Source organism: Streptomyces sp. NPDC006393, from assembly GCF_040628575.1.
Taxonomy (GTDB): Bacteria; Actinomycetota; Actinomycetes; order Streptomycetales; family Streptomycetaceae; genus Streptomyces.
This window is the reverse complement of the sequence record NZ_JBEXZD010000063.1, coordinates 1-23,530: the sequence shown is the minus strand read 5'-3', so window position 1 is coordinate 23,530 and position 23,530 is coordinate 1. Positions and strand designations below refer to the sequence as shown.

Genomic DNA, 23,530 nt, shown 5'->3' with positions numbered 1-23,530 from the left:
AACCGGAATCAACCGAACGAACGAAGCGGACGGATCCGTTGATCGGATCTGTCCGTCTTCGTATGCGGATCGCGTCCGGTTCTTGTCCTGGCTGGCTCATTTCGGTTACTCGGTGCTCATGGACGCGGTCTTTCTGTCACCCTGTCCGCGTCGTGCGTGCCGAGGGCGCGCGTCCGCACTGTCCGGGGAGCCGTCATGGTGGCCATTCCGACGCAACGGGAGACGCTCTCCCGCGGCGGTGACACGGCTGCGCAGCAGCGCGCTCAGGCGCGTACCCAGGCGCACGCGACCTTGCCCGGAAGCCCCCTCGCGCCGGGCTCCGCCCGTGCGCTGGCGCGCGCGGCGCTCACGGAGTGGCGGGAACTCGGCCTGACCGTTCCCGACCGCCTGGCCGACGACGTCCTGGTGGTCGTCAGCGAGCTGGTCACCAACGCCGTCGTGCACGCGGGCACCGATGTCGAGCTGGTCTGCCGCCTGGAGCCGGAGACCGGCGCGTGCGTCGTCGAGGTGTCCGACCAGCACCCCTCGCGCGCCCCCCGCGACCATGCCAGCGAGGTGCCGTACGCACCCCCGGAGTACGGCCGGGGGCTGCGGCTGGTCGCCGCGCTCGCCGAGGAGTGGGGCATCACCTACCGGACCGGAGCCAAGACGGTGTGGGCCCGGCTGCCCGCCGAGGGCGACGAGCGGGACACCGAGGCGTACGGCGCGGAGCCCGGCCTCGGCGTCGCCGAGATCCTCGCCCCCGACCCGCAGCGCGCCGAACGCGACCGCGAATGGCTGGGCCGTGGCGCCCTGTCCTTTCTCGCCGAGGCCTCCGACCTGCTCGCCGGGCAGCTCGACGAGGACCTGGTCGCCGCGCTCACCGGACAGTTGCTCGTGCCCCGGCTGGCCGACTGGTGCGCGGTGTGGCTGGAGGACGAGGCCACCGTCCGGGGCGGCTGGAGCGACGGCACGGGCGCCGCCGGGCCGCGCCTCGCCCGCGTCTGGCACGGCAGCGAGAACCACCTCGAGGAGCTGCGCCGCGCCCTGGAGAAGGACCCTCCGCAGCCCACCGAGGACTTACGCTCCGGCCCGGTCCCCTACCCCTGGCCCGCGCAGGCCCTCGGCCCCCGCGCGGCCGACGGCGCCGCGCTCGCCTACCGCCTGATCGCCGGCGGCCGCCCGCTGGGCACACTCGTCATCGGCCGGGCCGGCTTGACGCGCTTCCCCGACGAGATCACCGGGCTGGTGGAGGACCTGAGCCGACGGGTGGCGCTCGGCATCGGCGCGGCCCGGCAGTACGCCCGCCAGGCCACGATCAGCGCCGTGCTCCAGCGCGGACTGCTGCCCGGCGCGGTCGCCGAGATCCCGGGAGTCCACAGCGCCCTCGTCTACGAGCCCTGCGACCAGGGCGGTCCCAGCGGAGACTTCTACGACCTCTTCCCGGCGGGCGACGGCCGCTGGTGCTTCGCGGTGGGCGACGTCCAGGGCAAGGGCCCGGAGGCCGCCGTGGTCATCGGACTCGCCCGGCCCTGGCTGCGGCTGCTGGCCCGCGAGGGCTACGGCGTCGCCGACGTCCTGGACCGCCTCAACCAGCTCCTCCTCGACGACGCCACCGAGGCCGCCGACGCCGCCGCCCGGGCCCTCGTGGGCCCCGTCAACCCCGGCGACGGCCCCCAGACCCGCTTCCTGTCCCTGCTCTACGGCGAACTCGTCCCCTTCGACGGAGGCGTCCGCTGCACCCTCGCCAGCGCCGGGCACCCGCTGCCGCTGCGGCTCACCCGCACCGGGGACGTCCGCCCGGTCGCGCGCCCGCAGACCCTGCTCGGCGTCATCGAGGACGAGACGTACACCAGCGACGCCTTCGAGCTGAAGCCCGGCGACACGCTGCTGTGCGTCACCGACGGGGTGACCGAGCGGCGCTGCGGCTCGCGTCAGTTCGACGACGGCGACGGGCTCGCCGCCGCCCTCGCCGACTGCGCCGGGCTGGACGCCGGCTCGATCGCCGAGCGCATCCGGCTGCTCGTGCACGAGTTCGGAGAGCGCCCGCCCGAGGACGATCTGGCCCTGATGGTGCTCCAGGCGCAGTAGGCGGCAGTAGACGCAGCGATGGCGGGCCACCGCCCCGGGCCGGCCCGGCGGGGCAACCGCCCGGGTGCTGGACAATGGAGGACATGCCTTCCGCACTCCCCGACGGCGAGCCCGTCCCCGCCGACGGCGCACTGCCCGCGCAGGCGCTCGCCGGGGCGGCCGACCGCCCGCTCGGCTTCTACCTTCACGTCCCGTACTGCGCGACCCGCTGCGGGTACTGCGACTTCAACACCTACACGGCGACCGAGCTGCGCGGCACGGGCGGAGTCCTGGCCTCCCGGGACAACTACGCGGACACGCTGATCGACGAGATCCGCCTCGCCCGCAAGGTGCTCGGCGACGACCCGCGCGAGGTCCGCACGGTCTTCGTCGGCGGCGGCACGCCGACCCTGCTGGCCGCCGGCGACCTCGTACGGATGCTGGGGGCCGTCCGGGACGAGTTCGGCCTGGCGGCGGACGCGGAGATCACCACGGAGGCGAACCCGGAGTCGGTCGACCCGGCGTACCTCGCGACCCTCCGGGAGGGCGGCTTCAACCGGATCTCCTTCGGCATGCAGAGCGCGAGACAGCACGTGCTGAAGATCCTCGACCGGACCCACACCCCCGGCCGCCCCGAGGCGTGTGTGGCCGAGGCCCGAGCGGCGGGCTTCGAGCACGTCAACCTCGATCTGATCTACGGCACCCCCGGCGAGTCCGACGACGACTGGCGGGCGTCGCTGGACGCGGCGCTCGGCGCGGCCCCGGACCACATCAGCGCCTACGCGCTGATCGTCGAGGAGGGCACCCAACTCGCCCGGCGGATCCGCCGCGGCGAGATCCCGACGACGGACGACGACGTGCACGCCGACCGCTATCTGATCGCGGAAGAGGCGCTCTCGGCAGCGGGCTTCGAGTGGTACGAGGTGTCCAACTGGGCCACCTCCGAGGCCGGCCGCTGCCTGCACAACGAGCTGTACTGGCGCGGCGCCGACTGGTGGGGCGCGGGCCCGGGGGCGCACTCGCACGTGGGCGGGGTGCGCTGGTGGAACGTCAAGCACCCGGGGGCGTACGCGGCGGCGCTCGCGGAGGGCCGGTCGCCGGGGGCAGGGCGTGAGGTCCTGTCGGAGGAGGACCGGCGCGTGGAGCGGATCCTGCTGGAGCTGCGACTGCGGGAGGGGGTGCCGCTGGACCTGCTGCGTCCCGAGGGCCTGGCGGCGTCCCGGCGCGCCCTGGCCGACGGGCTGCTCGAGCAGGGGCCGTACGAGGCGGGGCGGGCCGTACTGACGCTGCGCGGGCGGCTGCTGGCGGACGCGGTGGTGCGGGACCTGGTGGACTGATCACTCCGGCGGGTGAATGCCCCCGGAACCCCGATTCGGTCCCTAACCTGGTTCGTAGTCTGCCGCTGACAGTACGCGGCGAATGTGGAGGCCACGGAGATGACCGCTGTGGACGAACGCGGAGTCGCAGAGTTCTTCGAGGGGTTCGAGCCGCCCGACGGACTCACGGTGGAGCTTCTGCGGGGGCAAATCGTGATGACGGCGAGCCCTGATCCGGTGCACAACCTGATCGTGATGCTGCTCGGGAGGCAGATTCCTCTTGAGCACTGGTACAGCCTTCAGACCCAGGACGTCGACATCATCGACGAAGCCAGCGAGCCTGTCCCGGATCTTGTGGTCGTCGCTCCCGAAATCCTGCCCGCTTCGGGTCGGCTCCTCCCGGCCAGTCTCGTCACGATGGTCGTCGAGGTGGTGTCGAAGACCAGCGTCGAGAGGGACTACTGCGTCAAGCGTTCCATCTACGCAGCGGGCGGGATTCCCATCTACCTCATCGTCGATCCGGTCATGGCGCAGTGCGTCCTGCTGACGTGGCCCGAAGGCAAGGGTGAGAGCGCCGACTACAAGGGGCAGACCAAGAGGAAATTCGGCGAACCGCTGCGGATCGAGGCGCTGGGCGTCGACCTGGACACCAGCGGGTTCGGCACGCTCCCCGACGTCAAGCCCCACCGCTTTCCGCTGCCGTGACGAAGTCGATCAGCTCCTCCACCCTTCCCAGCAGCTCCGGCTCCAGGTCCTTGTAGGACCCCACCCGCTTCAGGATCGCCTGCCACACCGCCCCGGTGTTCTCCGAGGGCCACCCCAGCGCACGGCACACGCCCGTCTTCCAGTCCTGGCCGTGCGGGACCGTGGGCCAGGCGGGGATGCCCAGCGCGGACGGCTTCACCGCCTCCCAGATGTCGATGTACGGGTGGCCCACGACCAGCGCGTGCTCGCTGGTCACCGACTCCGCGATCCGCCACTCCTTCGTGCCCGGCACCAGATGGTCCACCAGGACGCCCAGCCGCGCGTCCGGGCCCGGAGCGAAGGACTCGACGATCGACGGCAGGTGGTCTACGCCCTCCAGGTACTCCACGACCACGCCCTCGACGCGCAGGTCGTCGCCCCACACCTTCTCGACCAGCTCGGCGTCGTGCCGGCCCTCCACATAGATCCGCCCGGCGCGGGCCACGCGCGCGCGTGCGCCGGGGACGGCGACCGAGCCGGAGGCGGTGCGGGTGGGCCGTAGCGGAGCCGGCGCGGACGGCCGTACGAGCGTCACCACCCGACCCTCCAGCAGGAACCCGCGCGGTTCCATGGGGAACACCCGGTGTTTGCCGAAGCGGTCCTCCAGGGTCACCGTGCCCGCCTCGCAGCGGATCACCGCCCCGCAGAAACCGGTGTCGGGCTCCTCCACCACCAGGCCCGGTTCCGCGGGTACCTCCGGCACGGCCTTCGGCTTCTTCCAGGGAGGGGTCAGGTCGGCGGAATACTGGCGCATTCGAGTGACGATAGGAGAAGCAAGGCGCCGATCATCGCGACACGCCGAAGCGTGCCGCCAGGGCGTCCCGCTGGGCCCGGACGAAGGCCGCGTCCACCACCGCTCCGTGACCGGGGACGTACAGAGCGTCCTCGCCGCCCAGCTCCAGCAGCCGGTCCAGGGCGGCGGGCCATCCGGACGGCACGGCGTCGGGGCCGGCCTGGGGTTCGCCGGACTCCTCGACCAGGTCGCCGCAGAACACCACCGGTCGGTCGCCCGGCACCACCACCGCCAGGTCGTACGCGGTGTGGCCCGGCCCCACGTTCACCAGCAGCACATCGCGGCCACCCTCCAGCGTGAGGGCCAGTCGGTCGGAGACCTCGTGGCCGGGCCGTACCAGTGCCGCGGCAGCCTCGTCCGCCGCCCGCTCGTCCAGCCCGTGGTGTACGGCGTCCGCGCGCAGCTCCGCCCGCTCGCGGTCGTCGTCGTACACGGCGGACGACCCCTCGGCGGCGAAGACCTCCGCGTCCGGGAACGCCGCCGCTCCGAGCACGTGGTCGAAGTGCGGGTGGGTCAGCGCGAGAAGTGTCACACGGCCACCGGCGAGCTCCCGCGCCTGCGCCCGCAACCGGGCACCCTCCGCGAGGCTCGCCCCGGGGTCCACGAGCAGAGCGGCCCCCGCGCCGACGACCAGTCCCGCCGTGCAGTCCCACACCGGCAGCCGCACCCGGCCGACCCCCTCCGCCAGTCGCTCCCACCCCAGCTCTTCCCAAGTCACCGTCATGCCGCGACGCTAGCCCTCCCGGCATCGGCCTGTCGGCACCAGCCTTGCCGCCGGTATACCCGACGGCCGTACACTGGGCGCGGGAATGCTGGCACTCGTATGCGCCGAGTGCCAGGCGGGAGCCGAGGAAGATTCTGGAGGTGCGCGCGATGCTCAGTGAGCGACGGCTTCAGGTGCTGCGTGCCATCGTCCAGGACTACGTCGGCACCGAGGAGCCGGTCGGCTCCAAGGCCCTCACGGAGCGGCACAACCTCGGCGTCTCACCGGCCACGGTCCGCAACGACATGGCGGCCCTGGAGGACGAGGGCTACATCGCCCAGCCGCACACCAGCGCGGGCCGTATCCCCACCGACAAGGGCTACCGCCTCTTCGTCGACAAGCTCGCCGGGGTCAAGCCGATGACCGCGCCGGAGCGGCGCGCCATCCAGAACTTCCTCGACGGCGCCGTCGACCTCGACGACGTGGTGGCCCGCACGGTGCGGCTGCTGGCGCAGCTGACCCGGCAGGTCGCCGTGGTGCAGTACCCGTCGCTGACCCGTTCGACGGTGCGCCACGTGGAGCTGCTGTCGCTCGCGCCCGCGCGCGTGATGCTGGTGCTGATCACGGACACCGGGCGGGTCGAGCAGCGGATGGTGGACTGCCCGGCCCCGTTCGGGGAGGCCTCGCTCGCGGACCTGCGGGCGCGGCTGAACAGCCGGGTCGCCGGCCGCCGCTTCACGGACGTGCCGCAGCTGGTGGAGGACCTGCCCGAGGGCTTCGACCTCGAGGACCGCGGGACGGTCTCCACGGTGCTGTCCACGCTCCTGGAGACCCTGGTGGAGGAGAACGAGGAGCGGCTGATGATCGGCGGCACCGCCAATCTGACCCGCTTCGGACACGACTTCCCCCTCACCATCCGGCCCGTCCTGGAGGCGCTGGAGGAGCAGGTCGTCCTGCTGAAGCTGCTCGGTGAGACACAGGATCCGGGCATGACCGTGCGCATCGGTCACGAGAACGCCTACGAAGGACTCAACTCCACGTCCATCGTGTCGGTGGGCTACGGTTCGGGCGGCGAGGCAGTCGCCAAGCTCGGCGTGGTCGGACCGACCCGCATGGACTACCCGGGAACGATGGGAGCGGTACGCGCAGTGGCACGGTACGTCGGACAGATCCTGGCGGAGTCGTAAGTGGCCACGGACTACTACGCCGTTCTCGGCGTGCGTCGCGACGCGTCGCAGGAAGAGATCAAGAAGGCCTTCCGGCGGCTCGCGCGCGAGCTGCACCCGGACGTCAACCCGGACCCGAAGACCCAGGAGCGGTTCAAGGAGATCAACGCCGCTTACGAGGTGCTGTCGGACCCGCAGAAGAAGCAGGTCTACGACCTCGGCGGCGACCCGCTCTCGCAGTCGGGCGCGGCGGGTGCGGGCGGCTTCGGCGCCGGCGCCTTCGGCAACTTCTCCGACATCATGGACGCGTTCTTCGGCACGGCGTCGCAGCGCGGACCGCGCTCGCGCACCCGCCGGGGCCAGGACGCCATGATCCGGCTGGATGTGGAGCTGGACGAGGCCGCCTTCGGCACCACGAAGGACATCCAGGTCGACACGGCCGTCGTCTGCAACACCTGCAACGGCGAGGGCGCCGCGCCGGGCACCTCCGCCCAGACGTGCGACATGTGCCGTGGCCGCGGTGAGGTCTCGCAGGTCACCCGGTCCTTCCTGGGCCAGGTCATGACGTCCCGCCCCTGCCCCCAGTGCCAGGGCTTCGGCACCGTCGTGCCCACCCCGTGCCCGGAGTGCGCGGGCGACGGCCGCATCCGCGCCCGGCGCACGCTGACGGTGAAGATCCCGGCCGGTGTGGACAACGGCACGCGCATCCAGCTCGCGGGCGAGGGCGAGGTCGGCCCCGGCGGCGGCCCGGCCGGTGACCTGTACGTCGAGATCCACGAGCTGCCGCACCCGACGTTCCAGCGGCGCGGCGACGACCTGCACTGCACGGTCACCATCCCGATGACCGCGGCGGCCCTCGGCACCAAGGTGCCGCTGGAGACCCTGGACGGCCTGGAGGAGGTCGACATCCGACCGGGCACGCAGTCCGGCCAGTCGATCCCGCTGCACGGCCGGGGCGTCACGCATCTGCGCGGCGGCGGCCGGGGCGACCTCGTCGTCCACGTCGAGGTCCAGACCCCGAGCAAGCTCGACCCCGAGCAGGAGCGCCTGCTGCGCGAGCTGGCCAAGCTGCGCGGCGAGGAGCGGCCACAGGGGCAGTTCCAGCCCGGGCAGCAAGGGCTGTTCTCGCGGTTGAAGGATGCGTTCAACGGTCGCTGACCTGGGCTCATGATCGAAGGGAGGCGTCCGCTGCCGGCAGTGGGCGCCTCTCGCATATGCCGGAAGTCGGCCCGATTCGGAGCCTTGAGCAGGACGTGACACCATTCGCTCATGTCCTCCGCACTGACCGATCTCTTCCCGCACCCGATCGTGCAGGCCCCGATGGCGGGCGGTCCTTCCGGGCCGCGGCTCGCTGCCGCGGTGTCCGACGCGGGCGGGCTCGGGTTCCTCGCCGCCGGGTACAAGACCGCCGACGGGATGTACCAGGAGATCAAGCAGCTGCGCGGGCTGACCGGCCGCCCCTTCGGCGTGAACGTCTTCGTACCCCAGGCCGAGCATGCGGAGTCCGGCGCCGTCGACCTCTACGCCCAGCAGCTGGCAGGCGAGGCCACCTGGTACGGCACCGAGCTGGGCGACCCGGAGTGCGGACGGGACGACGGCTACGACGTCAAGCTCGCCGTGCTCCTCGACGACCCGGTGCCGGTGGTCTCCTTCCACTTCGGCGTCCCCACCCGCGAGGTGGTCGACTCCCTGCACCGGGCCGGCACCTTCACCCTGGTCACCGCGACGACCGTCGAGGAGGCGCTGGCCGTGCAGCGGGCGGGCGCGGACGCGGTGGTCGCCCAGGGCGTGGAGGCCGGCGGCCATCAGGGCACCCACCGCGACCTGCCGGAGAACGACGGCTCCGGCATCGGCGTGCTCTCCCTGGTCGCGCAGATCCGCGAGGCGGTGAACCTCCCGGTGGTCGCCGCCGGCGGCATCATGCGCGGCGGCCAGATCGCCGCCGTCCTCGCGGCCGGGGCGAGCGCCGCCCAGTTGGGCACCGCGTTCCTGACCACCCCCGAGTCCGGCGCGCACGACCTGCACAAGCAGGCCCTGACCGACCCCCTCTTCCCGCACACGGAGCTGACCCGCGCGTTCACCGGCCGGCCCGCCCGCGGCCTGGTCAACCGGTTCATGCGCGAGCACGGCCCGTACGCGCCGGCCGCCTACCCGGAGATCAACCACCTCGCCGCCCCGCTGCGCAAGGCCGCCGCCGAGGCGGGCGACCCGCAGGGCATGGCGCTGTGGGCGGGTCAGGGCCACCGCATGGCCCGCGAGCTGCCCGCCGGACAGCTGGTGGAGCTGCTGGCGGCCGAACTCGACGCCGCCCGGGCGGCGTTGTCCGCCCGTCCGTCGACGGGAGGTGACGTGCGATGACCGCACCGGTGTTCGTCGTCGACGAGCTGGCCGGGATCGGACCGGAGTTCGTGCTCGACGGCCCCGAGGGGCGGCACGCGGTGTCGGTGAAGCGGCTGCGGCCCGGTGAGGACGTGGTGCTCACCGACGGGCGCGGTCGCTGGACCGAGGGCGTGGTCAAGGCCGCCGAGGGCAAGGACCGGTTGGTCGTCATGGACGTGGAGACCCTGCACGAGGAGCCCCCGGAGTCCCCCCGCATCACCGTCGTGCAGGCCCTCCCCAAGGGCGACCGCGGTGAGCTGGCGGTGGAGACGATGACGGAGGTCGGCGTCGACACCGTCGTGCCCTGGCAGGCCTCCCGCTGCATCACGCAGTGGAAGGGCGAGCGCGGCCTCAAGGCGCTCGGCAAGTGGCGGGCGACCGCCCGCGAGGCCGGCAAACAGTCCCGCCGGGTCCGTTTCCCGGAGGTCGCGGACGCGGCGACGACCCGACAGGTTGCCGCACTTCTGGCCGAAGCGGACTTCGCCGCCGTCCTCCACGAGAGCGGCGAGGAACCCCTGGCCCGCGCCGAACTCCCCACCGACGGCGAGATCGTGCTCGTCGTCGGCCCCGAAGGGGGTGTCTCCCCGGAAGAGCTGGCGGCGTTCGAGGAGGCGGGAGCGAAGGCGTACGTCCTCGGGCGTACGGTGCTGCGTACATCGACCGCGGGGACCGCGGCGGCCGCCCTGCTGATGGGCCGGACCGGCCGCTGGTCCTGACAACCGCCGGTCCCGAACCGTAGAGGGATGCCGTGGAACTCGCCCAAGTCCGGCTGCTCGTCACCGACTTCGCCGCCGCCTACCGCTTCTACGCCGAGATCCTGGGCCTCAAGCCGCAGTCCGGGGCGGCCGAGGGGCCGTACGAGAAGTTCAGCCCGGCCACCGGGTCCGCGGGCATCGCCTTGCAGGACCGGACGATGATGGCCGAGGTGCTGGGCGAGCTGGGCGACGAGGCCAGCGGCCACCGCTCCCTGGTGGTCCTGCGCGTGGACGACCTCGACGCCTACTGTGCCGAGCTGACCGCCCGCGGCGCGACCCTGCTGCACGGCCCGGCCCCCATGACGGACCGCATGCGCGTCGCCCACCTCAAGGACCCGGAGGGCAACCTCGTGGAGCTCCAGGAGTGGCTGCTGCTGCGCGGCTGACGACGACGGCGGCCGGACGTGCCGCCGGACGTGCGGCCGGACGTGTGGCCGGACGTGTGGGTCGGACATGTGGCCGGTGGTGCGGGCGCGTGCGGCGCGTGTGTGGCCGTATGCGCTCTTCCACGGGGGGCGGGCCGGTGGCACGCTGGCGTGCATGGGGGTGTCGAGGTGGATGCGGCAACTGCCGCGCGGGCGGCGGACGATGGCCGCGGCGGGGCTCGTGGCGCTCGCCGCGGGCGGGGCCGTCGCATGTGATCCGGGTGGGCTGAGCACCGCGTCGGTGTCCTATACGACCGACCGCACGGCGACCGCCGAGCTGAACCGGCGGCACATCTCCGTGCGCCGGCTCAGCTGCACGGCCCACTACGACGACGGCGGCAGGACCGCCACGCCCGGGAAGCCGACGCCGTCGGCGTCCCGCGCCACCGTCGCCTCCGTCGACTGCCAGGGGGAGACCAAGGACGGCCGGAAGATCACCGTCACCGGCAAGGTCACCCGGGCCGTCAGCGGCGCCTGTGTGCGGGGGAACCTGACCGCGAAGGTGGGCGGCAGGGTGGTCTTCCACGTCAGCGGGCTCGGCGACTGCGACGCCACCACCGGCCCCACCTACCGGCCGCCCGGCACCCACGGGCAGCCGGGGCCGACGGTCACGGTCACCGTCACCCGGACCATCTGGTGCCAGGGCGACCCGACCTGCTGGCCGGTCCAGGGCAAGTGAGGTGCCCTGTCCACGGCGTGACGTGCGAAGGAGGCAGGGCCAAGTGATCCGGACCCCTGTCCGCGGCCGCCGCCGCTGCGTAGGGTGATCGGGTGACTCAGTCCGCATCGTCTGTGCTGTCCGTGTCGACGGCGGCGTACCTCCGTTTCCCCCATCTGCACGGCGAGTCGGTCGCCTTCACCGCCGAGGACGACGTGTGGCTCGCGCCGCTGGACGGCGGGCGCGCCTGGCGGGTCAGCGCCGACAACGTGCCGGTGAACCACCCCCGTGTCTCGCCCGACGGCACCACCGTCGCCTGGACCTCCACTCGGGACGGCGCCCCCGAGGTGCACATCGCCCCGGCCGACGGCGGCCCGGCCAAGCGCCTCACCCACTGGGGGAGTTGGCGCACCCAGGTGCGCGGCTGGACCCCGGACGGCCGGGTGCTCGCGCTGAGCACGCAGGGCCAGGCGAGCCTGCGCCGCAGCTGGGCCCGTGCCGTCCCGCTGGACGGCGGACCGGCCACCACCCTGCCGTACGGCCCGGTCGGCGACATCGCGTACGGGCCGCACACCGTGCTGCTGTCCGCGCCGATGGGCCGCGAGGCGGCCTGGTGGAAGCGGTACCGGGGCGGCACGGCGGGCAGGCTGTGGATCGACCGGGAGGACACCGGCGAGTTCGTACGGCTGCACGAGGAACTGGACGGCAACCTCGAGTACCCGCTGTGGGTGGGGGAGAGGATCGCGTTCCTCTCCGACCACGAGGGCACCGGCGCGCTGTACTCCTCCCTCGCCGACGGCTCCGACCTGCGCCGGCACACCCCCCTCGACGGTTTCTACGCCCGCCACGCCGCCACCGACGGCACCCGGGTCGTCTACTCCTGTGCCGGTGAACTCTGGCTCCTGGACGACCTCGACGGCGCCGAACCGCGCCGGCTCGACATCCGGCTCGGCGGCCCGCGCGTGGACCTCCAGCCCTACCCGGTGAACGCCTCCCGCTGGTTCGGCTCCGCCGCCCCCGACCACACCGCGCGCGGCAGCGCCGTCGCCGTGCGCGGCGCCGTGCACTGGGTCACCCACCGCTCCGGCCCCGCCCGCGCGCTGGCCGCCGACCCCGGCGTACGGGCCCGGCTGCCGCGCACCTTCCGCGCCGAGGGCGAGGAGTGGGTGGTGTGGGTGACGGACGCCGAGGGCGACGACGCCCTGGAGTTCGCGCCCGCCACCGGCCCGGCCCCCGGCGCGACCCCGCGCCGGCTGGCCGCGGGGCGGCTCGGCCGGGTCCTGGAACTGGCCATGGCCCCCGACGGCGGCCGGGCCGCGGTCGCCTCCCACGACGGGCGGCTGCTGCTCGTCGAACGCGAGACCGGCGAGGTCCGCGAGGTCGACCGCAGCGAGCACGGCGACGTCACCGACCTCGCGTTCTCCCCCGACTCCACCTGGCTGGCCTGGTCCCACCCCGGACCGCGCCCGCTCAGCCAGATCCGGCTGGCCCACACCACCGACCTGTCGGTCACCGACGCGACCCCGCTGCGCTTCCAGGACTACGCCCCCGCGTTCACCCTGGACGGCAAGCACCTCGCCTTCCTCTCCCACCGCTCCTTCGACCCCGTCTACGACGAACACGTCTTCGACCTGGCGTTCGTGGAGAGCTCCCGCCCCCATCTGATCACCCTGGCCGCGACCACGCCCTCCCCGTTCGGGCCGCAACGGCACGGCCGCCCCTTCGAGGTCTCCGAGAAGGAGGAGACCCCGGACAGCGAGGGCACCCCGACGACGCGGATCGACCTCGACGGCCTCGCCGACCGCATCGTGCCCTTCCCGGTCGAGGCCGCCCGCTACTCCAACCTGCGCGCCGCCCGTGACGGCGTGCTGTGGCTGCGGCACCCGGTCACCGGAGTGCTCGGCGCCTCCCGCGCCACCCCCGACGATCCCGACCCGAAGACCGAGCTGGAGCGCTACGACCTCGCCCAGCAGCGCATCGAGCATCTGGCCGCCGACGCCGACCACTTCGAGGTCAGCGGAGACGGCAAGCGCGTCCTGCTGTGGACCGACGACAAGCTGAAGGTCGTCCCCAGCGACCGGCGCGCCTCCGGCGACGAGGACAGCGACTCCAACATCACCGTCGACCTCGGCCGGGTCCGGCAGACCGTCGACCCGGCCGCCGAGTGGCGGCAGATGTACGAGGAGACCGGCCGCGTCATGCGGGACAACTTCTGGCGGCCGGACATGGGCGGCGTGGACTGGGACGGCGTCCTCGACCGCTACCGGCCCGTCCTGGACCGCCTCGCCACCCACGACGACCTCGTGGACCTGCTGTGGGAGGTGCACGGCGAACTGGGCACCTCGCACGCCTACGTCACCCCCTACGGGAGCTTCGGCGACGGCCCGAGGCAGGGCCTGCTCGGCGCGGACGTCTCCCGGCACGAGGACGGCAGCTGGCGCATCGACCGGATCCTGCCCTCGGAGACCTCCGACCCCGAGGCGCGCAGTCCGCTCGCCGCGCCCGGCGTCGCGGTGCGCGCCGGCGACGCGATCGTCGCGGTCGGCGGCCGTCCGGTCGACCCGGTGACCGGGCCCGGCCCGCTGCTGGTCGGCACGGCGGGCAAGCCCATCGAGCTGACCATCTCCCCGTCCGGCGGCGGCGAGGTGCGCCACGCCGTCGTCGTGCCCCTCGCCGACGAGGAGCCGCTGCGCTACCACGCGTGGGTCGCCGACCGCCGCGCCTACGTCCACGAGAAGTCCGGCGGCCGGCTCGGCTACCTCCACGTGCCCGACATGCAGGCCCCCGGCTGGGCGCAGATCCACCGCGACCTGCGCGTCGAGGTGGCCCGCGAGGGCCTGGTCGTGGACGTCCGGGAGAACCGCGGCGGCCACACCTCCCAGCTCGTGGTGGAGAAGCTGGCCCGGCGGATCGTGGGCTGGGACCTGCCCCGCGGCATGGGCCCGGAGAGCTACCCGCGCGACGCGCCGCGCGGCCCCGTCGTCGCCGTCGCCAACGAGTTCTCCGGCTCCGACGGCGACATCGTCAACGCGGCGATCAAGGCGCTGGGCATCGGTCCGGTCGTCGGCACCCGCACCTGGGGCGGCGTCATCGGGATCGACAGCCGCTACCGCCTGGTCGACGGCACCCTGATCACCCAACCGAAGTACGCCTTCTGGCTGGAGGGCTACGGCTGGGGCGTCGAGAACCACGGCGTGGATCCGGACGTGGAGGTCGTCCAGCGACCGCAGGACCACGCGGCGGGCCGCGACACCCAGCTCGACGAGGCGATCCGGCTCGCCCTGGAAGCCTTGGAGACCACCCCGGCGAAGACCCCGCCGTCCCTGCCCTAGCTGCGGGCAGCGGTGTCCGTAACCCGCGGGCATACGTGCCTCCCCCAGTGCTTGACGCCTGGGAGGTACCCCCAGGGCGGCACGGGTGGGCGCGGGCGGCACCCCGCAAAGCCGGGCTGCGCAACCCGCCCCCAGCACAACTCCGGGCACCAGGAAAGCATCCCTCGCTAACATGCCCTAGTACTCGATCACTCCGGAGGAGCACCCATGGCAGGGGAACCCCAGGACGACTGCCTGTTCTGCAAGATCGTCGCGGGGCAGGTCCCGGCGACGATCGTCCGTGAGACGGACACCACCGTCGCCTTCCGCGACATCAACCCCCAGGCACCCACCCACGTCCTGGTGATCCCGAAGGCGCACTACAAGGACGCCGCCACCCTCGCCGCCGCCGCCCCGGAACTCGCCGCGGACGTGCTGCGCGAGACCCGGACGATCGCCGACGAGGACAAGCTCGACAGCTACCGCATCGTCTTCAACACCGGCCCCGGCGCCGGCCAGACCGTCTGGCACGCCCACGCCCACGTCCTGGGCGGCCGCGGCCTCCAGTGGCCCCCCGGCTAGGACCCGGCAGGAGACATGTCCGTGCGTGAACTCGTCGTCCTCGGCACCGCCAGCCAGGTCCCGACCCGCCACCGCAACCACAACGGCTATCTGCTGCGCTGGGACGGCGAGGGCATCCTGTTCGACCCCGGCGAGGGCACCCAGCGCCAGATGCTGCGCGCCGGGGTCGCGGCGCACGACCTGAACCGGATCTGTGTCACCCACTTCCACGGCGACCACTCGCTCGGCCTGGCCGGGGTGATCCAGCGCATCAACCTCGACAAGGTGCCGCACCGGATCACCGCGCACTACCCGCTCTCCGGCCGGCGCTTCTTCGACCGTCTGCGGTACGCCACCGCCTACCGTGAGACCGTCTCGCTCTCCGAGGCCCCGGTCGACGCCGACGGCACCCTCGCCACCACGGAGAACTACACCCTTCAGGCCCGCCGGCTCTCCCACCCCGTGGAGTCCTACGGCTACCGGCTCGTCGAGCCCGACGGGCGCCGCATGCTGCCCGACCGGCTCGCCGCGCACGGGATCAAGGGCCCGGACGTGGGCCGCATCCAGCGGGAGGGGGCGCTGAACGGCGTCCCGCTGGAGGCGGTGAGCGAGGTGCGGCGCGGACAGCGGTTCGCGTTCGTCATGGACACCCGGCTGTGCGAGGGGGTGCACGCCCTCGCCGAGGGCTGCGACCTGCTGGTGATCGAGTCCACCTTCCTCGACGGGGACGAGGGGCTGGCCGAGGAGTACGGCCACCTGACGGCCGGTCAGGCGGCACGGGTGGCGCGGGACGCGGGCGTACGGCACCTGGTCCTGACGCACTTCAGCCAGCGCTACACCGAGCCCGAGGAGTTCGAGCGGCAGGCGCGTGCGGCCGGGTTCGAGGGCGAGCTGACCGTGGCGTACGACCTGCTCCGGGTGCCGCTTCCGAAACGACGGTGACCAGGCCGTACGATGCTCTGATGCCCCTGCCCAAAGCAGAACTGCACCTGCACATCGAAGGCACCCTGGAGCCCGAGCTGGCTTTCGAGCTGGCCGCGCGCAACGGCGTGACGCTGCCGTACGCCGACACCGACGCGCTCCGCGAGGCCTACCGGTTCGAGGACCTCCAGTCCTTCCTGAACCTGTACTACGAGCTGATGGCCGTCCTGCGCACCGAGCGGGACTTCGAGGACCTGGCGAACGCCTATCTCGCGCGGGCCGCCGCACAGGGCGTGCGGCACGCCGAGATCTTCTTCGACCCGCAGGCCCACACCGTGCGCGGGGTCGGCATGGGCACGGTCGTCGAGGGTCTGTGGCGGGCGCTCGGCCGCAGCGCGGAGAACCACGGCGTCTCCACCCGGCTCATCATGTGCTTCCTGCGCGACGAGTCCGCCGAGTCGGCCCTGGCGACGCTGGACGCGGCCAAGCCGTACCTCGACCGGATCACCGGTGTCGGACTCGACTCCGCCGAGGTCGGGCACCCGCCGACGAAGTTCCGCGCGGTCTACGAGGCCGCCGCCGCCCTCGGGCTGCGCCGCGTGGCGCACGCCGGTGAGGAGGGCCCGCCGGAGTACATCACCGAGGCGCTGGACGTGCTCGGCGTGGAGCGCGTCGACCACGGGCTGCGCTGCCTGGAGGACCCCGCGCTGGTCGAGCGGCTGGTCAGCGAGCGGGTTCCGCTGACCCTGTGTCCGCTGTCGAACGTCCGGCTGCGCACCGTGGACACCCTGGCCGACCACCCGCTGCCCGCCATGCTCGACGCCGGTCTGCTGTGCACGGTCAACTCCGACGACCCGGCCTACTTCGGCGGCTACGCCGGTGACAACTTCGCAGCCGTCCACCGCACCCTCGGCCTGACCGGGGAGCGGCTGCGCGAGCTGGCCCGCAACTCCTTCCTCGCCTCCTTCCTGGAGGACGACGAGGAGCGGCGCGCCCGCTACCTCGCCGAGGTCGAGGCGTACCAGTTCGGGGACGCGGTGTCGTAGGCGCTGCGCACGGCCGCGGCGGGCGCCTCCACCGGGACGTCCACGACCGGCAGGAGCCGCCTGCCCGCGCGCAGTGCCACCGCCGCCAACGGCACGGCGGTCAGCAGCAGGACGAGGGCCAGCACCTCGCCCATCACCGGGTAGCCCGCCCGTTCCGCCAGCAGGCTCCCGGTCAGCGGGCCCGCCGCCGTGCCCAGGGAGCACGCCGATCCGACGAACACCGCCCAGCGGCCGCGCGGGTCGAGTGAGGCGGCGAGGCAGATGACGTACGTCTGCACCACCGGATAGAACAGGTTCCAGGCGATCTCCCCGCCCGCGAACGCCGGCAGGTCGGTGGCCGAGGCGCTGAGCGCGATGCAGCCCGCGATCAGCACCGTGCCGCCGCCTATGGGCAGCGCCCGGCCGAGCCGTGTGCCGAGCGCGCCCGCACCGGCGACCCCGGCCAGTCCGGCGCCGAGCGCCACCGCGAACACCGCGCCGACGGTGACCTCGGTGAGGTGCGCCTGGGTGAGCCCGAGCCGGCCGCTCACGCCCCACAGGGCGTTCTGCGCCAGGGACCAGCAGGGCATGGTCGCGGCCAGCAGCAGCCCGGCGCGGCGGTGGGGAAGCCGCCGCTCGCCGGCCACGGACCGGTCCGGGACCGCGGGGCCGGCCAGGCGGCCGGTGAGCGGCCAGACGGCGAGCGCGGTCAGGGCGAGCGCGGCCAGGGGGAGGCCGTGGCCCGGCCCGAGGTGAGGCAGCGTCAGATACAGGGCTCCGGCGAGGGCGGAGACGCAGAGCAGGCCGTACGTCGTGACGCGGTGCGGGTCGCGATGGGCGGCGAAGCCGCTCACGGCGACCGCGGTGAGCGTGCCCGAGCCGAACCCGCCGGCCACCGCACCGGCGACGACCGCGGGTACGACGGTGGTGAGGGCGGCACCGCCGTAGCCGAGGAAGGCGAGCACGAGGCCGAGGCGGGCGAGCGGGCGCGTCCCGGTCCGGTCGACCCGGGAAGCCAGCAGGAAACCCGCCGTCGCCGAACTCAGCAGCAGCGCACTGCCGATGGCGCCCGCCTGGGTGGCGGAGAGCGGAAGGCCGCTGTCGAGCCTTCCGACGGTGGTCGGCAGCAGGTAGGGGGCGAGGTTCCCGGCCGTGAAAAGGGCGACGAGGGGCCAGGGCAGGGGGCGGCGGGCGGACACGGGCGTTCCCAGAAAACGGCTCGTACAACGAGATTCGGAAAGAGGGGGAGGGGCGACGGTCGTCGACGGACGTGCCCGCGCGAACAAGTTGTATCAAGCACGTGGTTCGGTGAAGAGCAGCGGGCGGTGCGATCTGCGTCACGTTTTGGTTTGCGGGGTGGGGGCGCGGGTAGGAGGTGGCACTCGTTGTTCCTGTATGTGGACGCTATTCATAAGAAGGGATGGGGAGGGATAGTCTGGTGGGCGGCGCGCCCCCGCCGGCCTCGCCGACCGCAATCCCTCGACCCGCCGACCCCTCGGCCGCAAGGCCCTCCTTCACCGCCGGACCGACCTCGTAGGAGCCTCCCTGTGACCCGTGCCGCCGACGCTGCCCGTGATCTGACCGTCGCCGAGGTGCGGCTGACGCCGATCCTGGTCGCCGACCCGCCGCTGCTGAACACGCAAGGCGTCCACCAGCCGTACACCCCCCGGCTGATCGTGGAGGTCGTCACCGCCGACGGGATCACCGGGCTCGGGGAGACCTACGGCGACACCAAGTACCTGGAGCTCGCCCGACCGCTCGCCGAGCGACTCACCGGACGGCCGGTCATGGACGTGAACCGACTGTTCGCGACCGACCTCGGCGTGGACGAGTCCCGGGTCAGCGGGAAGGTGGACGCGGGCGGACTGCGCGGGGTCCAGACCGCCGACAAGCTGCGCCTGTCCGTGCTGTCCGCCTTCGAGGTCGCCTGCCTCGACGCCCTCGGCAAGGCGCTCGGCCTGCCCGTGCACGCGCTGCTCGGCGGAAAGGTGCGGGACTCGGTCGACTACAGCGCCTACCTCTTCTACAAGTGGGGCGCTCACCCCGAGGGCGTGCCGTCCGAGAAGGACGACTGGGGCACCGCCCTCGACCCGGCCGGAGTGGTGGAGCAGGCCCGCCGGTTCAAGGAGCGCCACGGCTTCACCTCCTTCAAGCTCAAGGGCGGGGTCTTCCCGCCGGAGCAGGAGATCGCCGCCGTACGGGCCCTGGCGGAGGCGTTCCCCGGGCACCCGCTGCGGCTGGACCCCAACGGGGCCTGGTCGGTGGAGACGTCGGTGAGGGTGGCGCGGGAGCTGGGGGACCTGCTCGAGTACCTGGAGGACCCGGCGCTGGGCACACCCGCCATGGCCGAGGTGGCGGCGCGCACCGGGGTGCCGCTGGCCACCAACATGTGCGTGACGACGTTCGCCGAGATCAAGGAGGCGGTCGCCAAGGACGCGGTGCAGGTGGTCCTCTCCGACCACCACTACTGGGGCGGCCTGCGCAACACCCAGCACCTGGCGGCGCTGTGCGACGCCTTCGGCGTGGGCGTGTCCATGCACTCCAACACGCACCTGGGGATCAGCCTGGCCGCGATGACCCACGTGGCGTCCACCGTGCCGAACCTGCACCACGCCTGCGACACGCACTACCCCTGGCAGTCCGAGGACGTCCTCACCGAGCGCCTCGCCTTCGAGGGCGGCCGGGTCGCCGTCCCGGACGCCCCCGGCCTCGGTGTCGGACTCGACCGCGACGAACTGGCCCGGCTGCACCGGCGGTGGGCCGCGGACGACGGCTCGCTCAGGGACCGCGACGACGCGGCGGCGATGCGGGTCGCCGAACCGGGCTGGGCGACGCCCGCGGTGCCCCGCTGGTAGGCGCCCACCGGCCCCGGCCGCCCCGCCGGGGCCGCCCCGCCCCGGCGTGACCGCCGACGCGTTGTCAGCCCTCTGGTGCACACTGGCCTGATCCGCACCACGTCAGGGAGCGCACCGTGACCGCGTCCAGCACACCCGCCGGAAAGGGGCCGGACCGCCAGGACCAGGGACACCGCCAGGACCAGGGACCGGGGGGCCGGGAGTACATCGTCGGGGCGCCGCACGCCCACCTCGGTCCGCAGTTCGATCCGCTGGCCGGGCTGCGGGCCACGGGCGACCCGCCCTGGGACGTGTACCTCACGGGCACCGTCTTCCTGGACATCATCTTCACCGGGCTCGACTCCGCACCGGTGCGCGGGACCGAGTCCTGGGCGCGCGGCATGGGGTCGAGCCCGGGCGGCGTGGCCAACATGGCGACCGCACTGGCCCGCCTCGGCCTGCGCACGGCGCTCGCCGCGGCCTTCGGCGACGACCACTACGGCGAGTACTGCTGGGACGCGCTGGAGCAGGGCGAGGGCATCGACCTCTCGCCGTCCCGCACCGTGCCCGGCTGGCACTCCCCGGTCACCGTCTCCATGGCCTACGAGGGCGAGCGCACGATGGTCTCGCACGGCCACGAGCCACCCCCCGACGCCGAGTTCGCGCAGGAGGGCGCGCTCACCTGCCCGCCCCGCGCGCGAGCCGCCGTGGCCTCCCTGATCCCCGGCAGGCGCTCGCCCTGGATCGCCGAGGCCGCGCACCGGGGCACACGCATCTTCGGGGACGTCGGCTGGGACGAGACCGGCGCCTGGGACCTGGCGGCCCTGCCCGACCTCGAGCACTGCGAGGCGTTCCTGCCCAACGCCCAGGAGGCCATGCGCTACACCGGCACCGACTGCCCGCGTACGGCCGCTCGCGCGCTCACCGCCCTCGTGCCGGTCGCGGTGGTCACCCTCGGCGCGGAGGGCGCCTACGCCGTCGACCGGCGCACCGGGGAGACCGCCGAGGTGCCCGCCATCGCCGTGGAGGCGCTGGACCCCACGGGCGCGGGCGACGTCTTCGTGGCCGGCTTCGTCACCGGCACGCTGGCCGGCTGGCCGCTGGCCGACCGCCTCGCCTTCGCCGGCCTCACCGCCGCGCTGTCCGTGCAGGAGTTCGGCGGCTCGCTGTCGGCGCCCGGCTGGTCCGAGGTCGCGGCCTGGTGGCGCAAGGTCCAGTCGGTGGACGCCCAGGACCCGGCGGCCCTGCGGCGGTACGCCTTCCTGGGGGACCTGGTGCCGGAGACGTGCGCGCAGCCGTGGCCGCGGCGCAGGGCCGTACCCACCATCGGCTTCGGCAGGTCCGCGTGACCGGCCGCGCCCAACGACGCCGGTCGCTCGACCGCCCGCTGCACATACCGGGCTGACGTACGGGGCCGCCCACCGGACCGCCCCTCGCCCGCAGGCACACCAGGTCATGGCGCCGGGCCGGGCCCGAGCCGGAGCACGGCATTGACAGTTGACGTTTGCTGCTCAATTATCGGCTGAATCAAGCACGATTTTGCAGTCAAGCGCGATTTTGCCGTCATCTTGCAGGCACGCACGATGACGCACGGGCTCCCGCACCTCCTGACCATGACTTGCTGCTCCGGACTCCCACCGTCGAAGGACATGCGTCGTGCGCAGACCAACAGGCAGACCCCGAGTGCTCCTCGCCGCCCTCGCCCTGGCTCTCGCCCTCCCCGTCGGCCTCTCCGCGCAGAACCGCGCACAGGCCGCCCCCGCCCCCCGGACCCCCCAACTCGCCACGTCCGCCGCCGAACTCACCCTGACCGTCCCCCCGGACCGCACCGCACCCGGCTACACCCTCCATGTGGCGACGGATCAACTCGCCCTCACCACCCGCCGTTCCGGAACCACCGTCCTGGCCACCGCGCCCGGTGACACCGGAGCCCTCCGCTTCCGCACCGCCGGGACCTGGCAGCACGCCACCCGCGTCACCGACTGGTCCTGGAAGAACGGCGTCCTGACCCTCACCGCCGCCACCACCGCGCCCGGGGCCACGGTCCAGGCCCGCGTCACCCCCTCCGCCGACCGCTACCAGCTCGACTGGCAGGTCAGCGGCCTCACCCCCGAACGCCTCGGCCTGGCCTACGACTTGAAGTCCGCCGGCCACTGGTACGGCCACGGCGAGGCCCAGACGCCGAACGGCGGCCCCGGCACCGACCAGCCCTGGCCGCTCGACACCGGCCAGGTCGTCCACCCCGCCTTCGGCCCGGCCTCGTACTACATGATCGACCCCTTCTGGTACACCTCCGCCGCGACCGGACTGCGTGTGGACACCGGTCACGTCATGGACGTGGCGATCAACCAGAACACGGACGGTGTCGGCCGCTTCGACATCGAGTCGGCGGACCCGTACCGGGCGACGGTCTTCGTGGAGCGGACCCCCCTCGACGTCTACCGCGACTACGTCGGCATCGTGGGCAAGCCCACGAAGAGCGACGCCGGCTACCGGCAGTACGCCGAGCCCGTGTGGAACTCCTGGGCGCAGTTCTACACCCACGTCGACCAGGCCAAGCTCCTCGACTACGCCCAGGACCTGCACGACAACGGCATCACCGGCCACGCCCTCCAGCTCGACGACAAGTGGGAGTCCAACTACGGGAACATGACCTTCGACCCGAAGGCGTACCCCGACCCCAAGGCGATGTCGCGGAAGATCCACGACCTGGGCTTCGACTTCGGCCTCTGGGTCACCCTGTGGATCAACCTCGACTCCGACCAGTACCAGTACGCCGCCGACCACGGCTACCTGCTCAAGGACGCCACCGACACCGCCAAGCCCTGCACGGTCACCTGGTGGAACGGCACCGCGGGCATCGTCGACCTCGGCAACCCGGAGGCGAAGGCCTGGTACGAGGGCCGGCTGAAGTCCCTCATGGACACCTACGACGTCGACGGCCTGAAGTTCGACACCCGCTTCTTCGACGAGAAGTGCGCCCCGCACGAGGGCTACAAGCCCACGGACTACCAGCGCCTGGGCGCCCAACTCGCCGACACCTACGACCTCCAGGGCGTGGGCATCCGCGTCCACTGGGACAGCGCCGCGCACCAGGCCGGGTTCGTCACCCGCCAGGTCGACAAGGGCACCGGCTGGAACTCCCTGCGCGCCTCCGTCACCCAGAACCTCGCCATCTCCACCATCGGCTATCCCTTCGTCACCACCGACATGATCGGCGGCTCCAGCGCCCAGCCCGCGCCGACGAAGCAGGTCCTGGTCCGCTGGGCGCAGTCGGCCGCCCTGATGCCGCTGATGTACGCCTCCACGTCCCCCGTGGACACGATCGACCCCAGAACGGGCCAGAAGGTGGTGTACGACGAGGAGACGATCGCCCTCTACCGCGAGGCCATCGCCCGCCACGCCCGCCTCGCCCCGTACATCTGGGACCAGGTCCAGCAGACCCTGAGGACCGGCGACCCGATCATGCGCCCCCTGTTCTTCGACTTCCCGGAGGACAAGCCCGCCTACACGATCACCGACGAGTGGATGCTGGGCCCGGCCGTCCTGGCGGCCCCCCAGCTCACCGACGCCCCCACCAGAAGCATCCACCTGCCCCCGGGCACCTGGTACGACGTGGCCCACGGCCGAGCCGTCCACGGCGGCAGGACCCTCACGTCCTACGCCACGCCCCTGGGCACCACCCCGGTCTTCGTGAAACTGGGCGCGAAGGGAGCGGACAAGGCCCTGCGGGCCCTGCGCTGAGAAACCCACCGCACGATCAGAGGGCCGGCCGCCAAGGGGCGACCGGCCCTCGGGCACGCAGGGGGCAGGGGTGCAGGGGACGGAGTCCCCGCCGGGGTCTCGGAACAGCACACCACACATCACCAGTCCCTAGGTTCATAAACTGG

The 23,530-nt window shown here is 73.0% G+C and carries 19 protein-coding genes; 16 read left to right on the top strand and 3 right to left on the bottom strand.

Annotation, left to right across the window (positions count from 1 at the left end):
- Positions 1 to 195 precede the first annotated feature (195 nt).
- The 3 genes from ABZ484_RS24105 to ABZ484_RS24095 all read left to right on the top strand — a co-directional run bounded on the left by ABZ484_RS24105 (position 196) and on the right by ABZ484_RS24095 (position 4,070).
- A complete protein-coding gene (locus ABZ484_RS24105; RefSeq protein ID WP_358867987.1) occupies positions 196 to 2,070 on the top strand; it encodes an ATP-binding SpoIIE family protein phosphatase in 1,875 nt (624 codons plus the stop codon).
- An 83-nt stretch (positions 2,071 to 2,153) separates the two neighbouring features.
- The gene (gene hemW / locus ABZ484_RS24100; protein WP_358867986.1) at positions 2,154 to 3,386 is read left to right on the top strand and encodes a radical SAM family heme chaperone HemW; all 1,233 of its coding nucleotides are present in this window, start codon (positions 2,154 to 2,156) and stop codon (positions 3,384 to 3,386) included.
- A gap of 99 nt (positions 3,387 to 3,485) precedes the next feature.
- Entirely contained in the window at positions 3,486 to 4,070 is a 585-nt protein-coding gene (locus ABZ484_RS24095; protein WP_358867985.1) for a Uma2 family endonuclease, read from the top strand.
- Here ABZ484_RS24095 and ABZ484_RS24090 read toward each other — a convergent pair.
- A complete protein-coding gene (locus tag ABZ484_RS24090) occupies positions 4,042 to 4,863 on the bottom strand; it encodes a DUF3097 domain-containing protein (RefSeq protein ID WP_358867984.1) in 822 nt (273 codons plus the stop codon). The genes ABZ484_RS24095 and ABZ484_RS24090 overlap by 29 nt on opposite strands.
- A gap of 31 nt (positions 4,864 to 4,894) precedes the next feature.
- Entirely contained in the window at positions 4,895 to 5,626 is a 732-nt protein-coding gene (locus ABZ484_RS24085; RefSeq protein ID WP_358867983.1) for an MBL fold metallo-hydrolase, read from the bottom strand.
- Between the two features lie 149 nt (positions 5,627 to 5,775).
- Between ABZ484_RS24085 and hrcA the strand changes: the two genes are divergently transcribed.
- The 10 genes from hrcA to ABZ484_RS24035 all read left to right on the top strand — a co-directional run bounded on the left by hrcA (position 5,776) and on the right by ABZ484_RS24035 (position 16,827).
- Positions 5,776 to 6,792: a heat-inducible transcriptional repressor HrcA gene (hrcA, locus tag ABZ484_RS24080; RefSeq protein ID WP_358867982.1), complete on the top strand. Its 1,017-nt coding sequence runs from the start codon at positions 5,776 to 5,778 to the stop codon at positions 6,790 to 6,792.
- On the top strand, positions 6,793 to 7,929 hold the full coding sequence (dnaJ, locus tag ABZ484_RS24075; RefSeq protein ID WP_358867981.1) for a molecular chaperone DnaJ: 1,137 nt from the start codon (positions 6,793 to 6,795) through the stop codon (positions 7,927 to 7,929).
- A 111-nt stretch (positions 7,930 to 8,040) separates the two neighbouring features.
- Positions 8,041 to 9,129 carry a nitronate monooxygenase gene (locus ABZ484_RS24070; protein ID WP_358867980.1) on the top strand — a complete coding sequence of 363 codons (1,089 nt, stop codon included), beginning with the start codon at positions 8,041 to 8,043 and terminating at the stop codon, positions 9,127 to 9,129.
- Complete coding sequence (locus ABZ484_RS24065; RefSeq protein ID WP_358867979.1) at positions 9,126 to 9,866, top strand: 16S rRNA (uracil(1498)-N(3))-methyltransferase; 741 nt, start codon at positions 9,126 to 9,128, stop codon at positions 9,864 to 9,866. The genes ABZ484_RS24070 and ABZ484_RS24065 overlap by 4 nt, the downstream gene beginning before the upstream one ends.
- 32 nt (positions 9,867 to 9,898) lie before the next feature.
- Positions 9,899 to 10,291 carry a VOC family protein gene (locus tag ABZ484_RS24060; RefSeq protein ID WP_358867978.1) on the top strand — a complete coding sequence of 131 codons (393 nt, stop codon included), beginning with the start codon at positions 9,899 to 9,901 and terminating at the stop codon, positions 10,289 to 10,291.
- 154 nt (positions 10,292 to 10,445) lie between these two features.
- On the top strand, positions 10,446 to 11,009 hold the full coding sequence (locus tag ABZ484_RS24055; protein ID WP_358867977.1) for a hypothetical protein: 564 nt from the start codon (positions 10,446 to 10,448) through the stop codon (positions 11,007 to 11,009).
- Positions 11,010 to 11,101: 92 nt separating this feature from the next.
- Positions 11,102 to 14,320 carry a PDZ domain-containing protein gene (locus ABZ484_RS24050; RefSeq protein WP_358867976.1) on the top strand — a complete coding sequence of 1,073 codons (3,219 nt, stop codon included), beginning with the start codon at positions 11,102 to 11,104 and terminating at the stop codon, positions 14,318 to 14,320.
- Positions 14,321 to 14,527: 207 nt separating this feature from the next.
- Complete coding sequence (locus ABZ484_RS24045; protein WP_358867975.1) at positions 14,528 to 14,881, top strand: histidine triad nucleotide-binding protein; 354 nt, start codon at positions 14,528 to 14,530, stop codon at positions 14,879 to 14,881.
- Between the two features lie 15 nt (positions 14,882 to 14,896).
- Positions 14,897 to 15,802 (top strand): ribonuclease Z, encoded by a 906-nt coding sequence (locus ABZ484_RS24040; protein ID WP_358867974.1) that lies wholly within the window; start codon positions 14,897 to 14,899, stop codon positions 15,800 to 15,802.
- Between the two features lie 20 nt (positions 15,803 to 15,822).
- A complete protein-coding gene (locus tag ABZ484_RS24035) occupies positions 15,823 to 16,827 on the top strand; it encodes an adenosine deaminase (RefSeq protein WP_358867973.1) in 1,005 nt (334 codons plus the stop codon).
- Here the strand turns inward: ABZ484_RS24035 and ABZ484_RS24030 are convergent.
- Positions 16,779 to 18,005, bottom strand: coding sequence for an MFS transporter (locus ABZ484_RS24030; RefSeq protein ID WP_358867972.1), 1,227 nt, complete (start codon positions 18,003 to 18,005; stop codon positions 16,779 to 16,781). The two genes, ABZ484_RS24035 and ABZ484_RS24030, sit on opposite strands and share 49 nt — an antisense overlap.
- A gap of 348 nt (positions 18,006 to 18,353) precedes the next feature.
- On the opposite strand from ABZ484_RS24030, the gene ABZ484_RS24025 reads away from it, so the two are divergent.
- From ABZ484_RS24025 to ABZ484_RS24015, 3 genes are all read left to right on the top strand, one after another.
- Entirely contained in the window at positions 18,354 to 19,661 is a 1,308-nt protein-coding gene (locus tag ABZ484_RS24025) for a glucarate dehydratase family protein (protein WP_358867971.1), read from the top strand.
- 206 nt (positions 19,662 to 19,867) lie between these two features.
- Positions 19,868 to 20,989, top strand: a complete 1,122-nt coding sequence (locus ABZ484_RS24020; protein ID WP_358868001.1) for a PfkB family carbohydrate kinase — start codon at positions 19,868 to 19,870, stop codon at positions 20,987 to 20,989.
- A 334-nt stretch (positions 20,990 to 21,323) separates the two neighbouring features.
- The gene (locus tag ABZ484_RS24015; protein ID WP_358868000.1) at positions 21,324 to 23,384 is read left to right on the top strand and encodes a glycoside hydrolase family 31 protein; all 2,061 of its coding nucleotides are present in this window, start codon (positions 21,324 to 21,326) and stop codon (positions 23,382 to 23,384) included.
- The last annotated feature ends 146 nt before the right edge of the window (positions 23,385 to 23,530 follow it).

What these genes read in the sequence shown, in the direction of transcription:
- ABZ484_RS24105 (WP_358867987.1), top strand. Translation starts at nt 196, where the DNA reads ATGGTGGCCATTCCGACGCAACGGGAGACGCTCTCCCGCGGCGGTGAC.
- hemW (WP_358867986.1), top strand. Translation starts at nt 2,154, where the DNA reads ATGCCTTCCGCACTCCCCGACGGCGAGCCCGTCCCCGCCGACGGCGCA.
- ABZ484_RS24095 (WP_358867985.1), top strand. Translation starts at nt 3,486, where the DNA reads ATGACCGCTGTGGACGAACGCGGAGTCGCAGAGTTCTTCGAGGGGTTC.
- ABZ484_RS24090 (WP_358867984.1), bottom strand. Translation starts at nt 4,863, where the DNA reads ATGCGCCAGTATTCCGCCGACCTGACCCCTCCCTGGAAGAAGCCGAAG.
- ABZ484_RS24085 (WP_358867983.1), bottom strand. Translation starts at nt 5,626, where the DNA reads ATGACGGTGACTTGGGAAGAGCTGGGGTGGGAGCGACTGGCGGAGGGG.
- hrcA (WP_358867982.1), top strand. Translation starts at nt 5,776, where the DNA reads ATGCTCAGTGAGCGACGGCTTCAGGTGCTGCGTGCCATCGTCCAGGAC.
- ABZ484_RS24070 (WP_358867980.1), top strand. Translation starts at nt 8,041, where the DNA reads ATGTCCTCCGCACTGACCGATCTCTTCCCGCACCCGATCGTGCAGGCC.
- ABZ484_RS24065 (WP_358867979.1), top strand. Translation starts at nt 9,126, where the DNA reads ATGACCGCACCGGTGTTCGTCGTCGACGAGCTGGCCGGGATCGGACCG.
- ABZ484_RS24055 (WP_358867977.1), top strand. Translation starts at nt 10,446, where the DNA reads ATGGGGGTGTCGAGGTGGATGCGGCAACTGCCGCGCGGGCGGCGGACG.
- ABZ484_RS24045 (WP_358867975.1), top strand. Translation starts at nt 14,528, where the DNA reads ATGGCAGGGGAACCCCAGGACGACTGCCTGTTCTGCAAGATCGTCGCG.
- ABZ484_RS24040 (WP_358867974.1), top strand. Translation starts at nt 14,897, where the DNA reads ATGTCCGTGCGTGAACTCGTCGTCCTCGGCACCGCCAGCCAGGTCCCG.
- ABZ484_RS24035 (WP_358867973.1), top strand. Translation starts at nt 15,823, where the DNA reads ATGCCCCTGCCCAAAGCAGAACTGCACCTGCACATCGAAGGCACCCTG.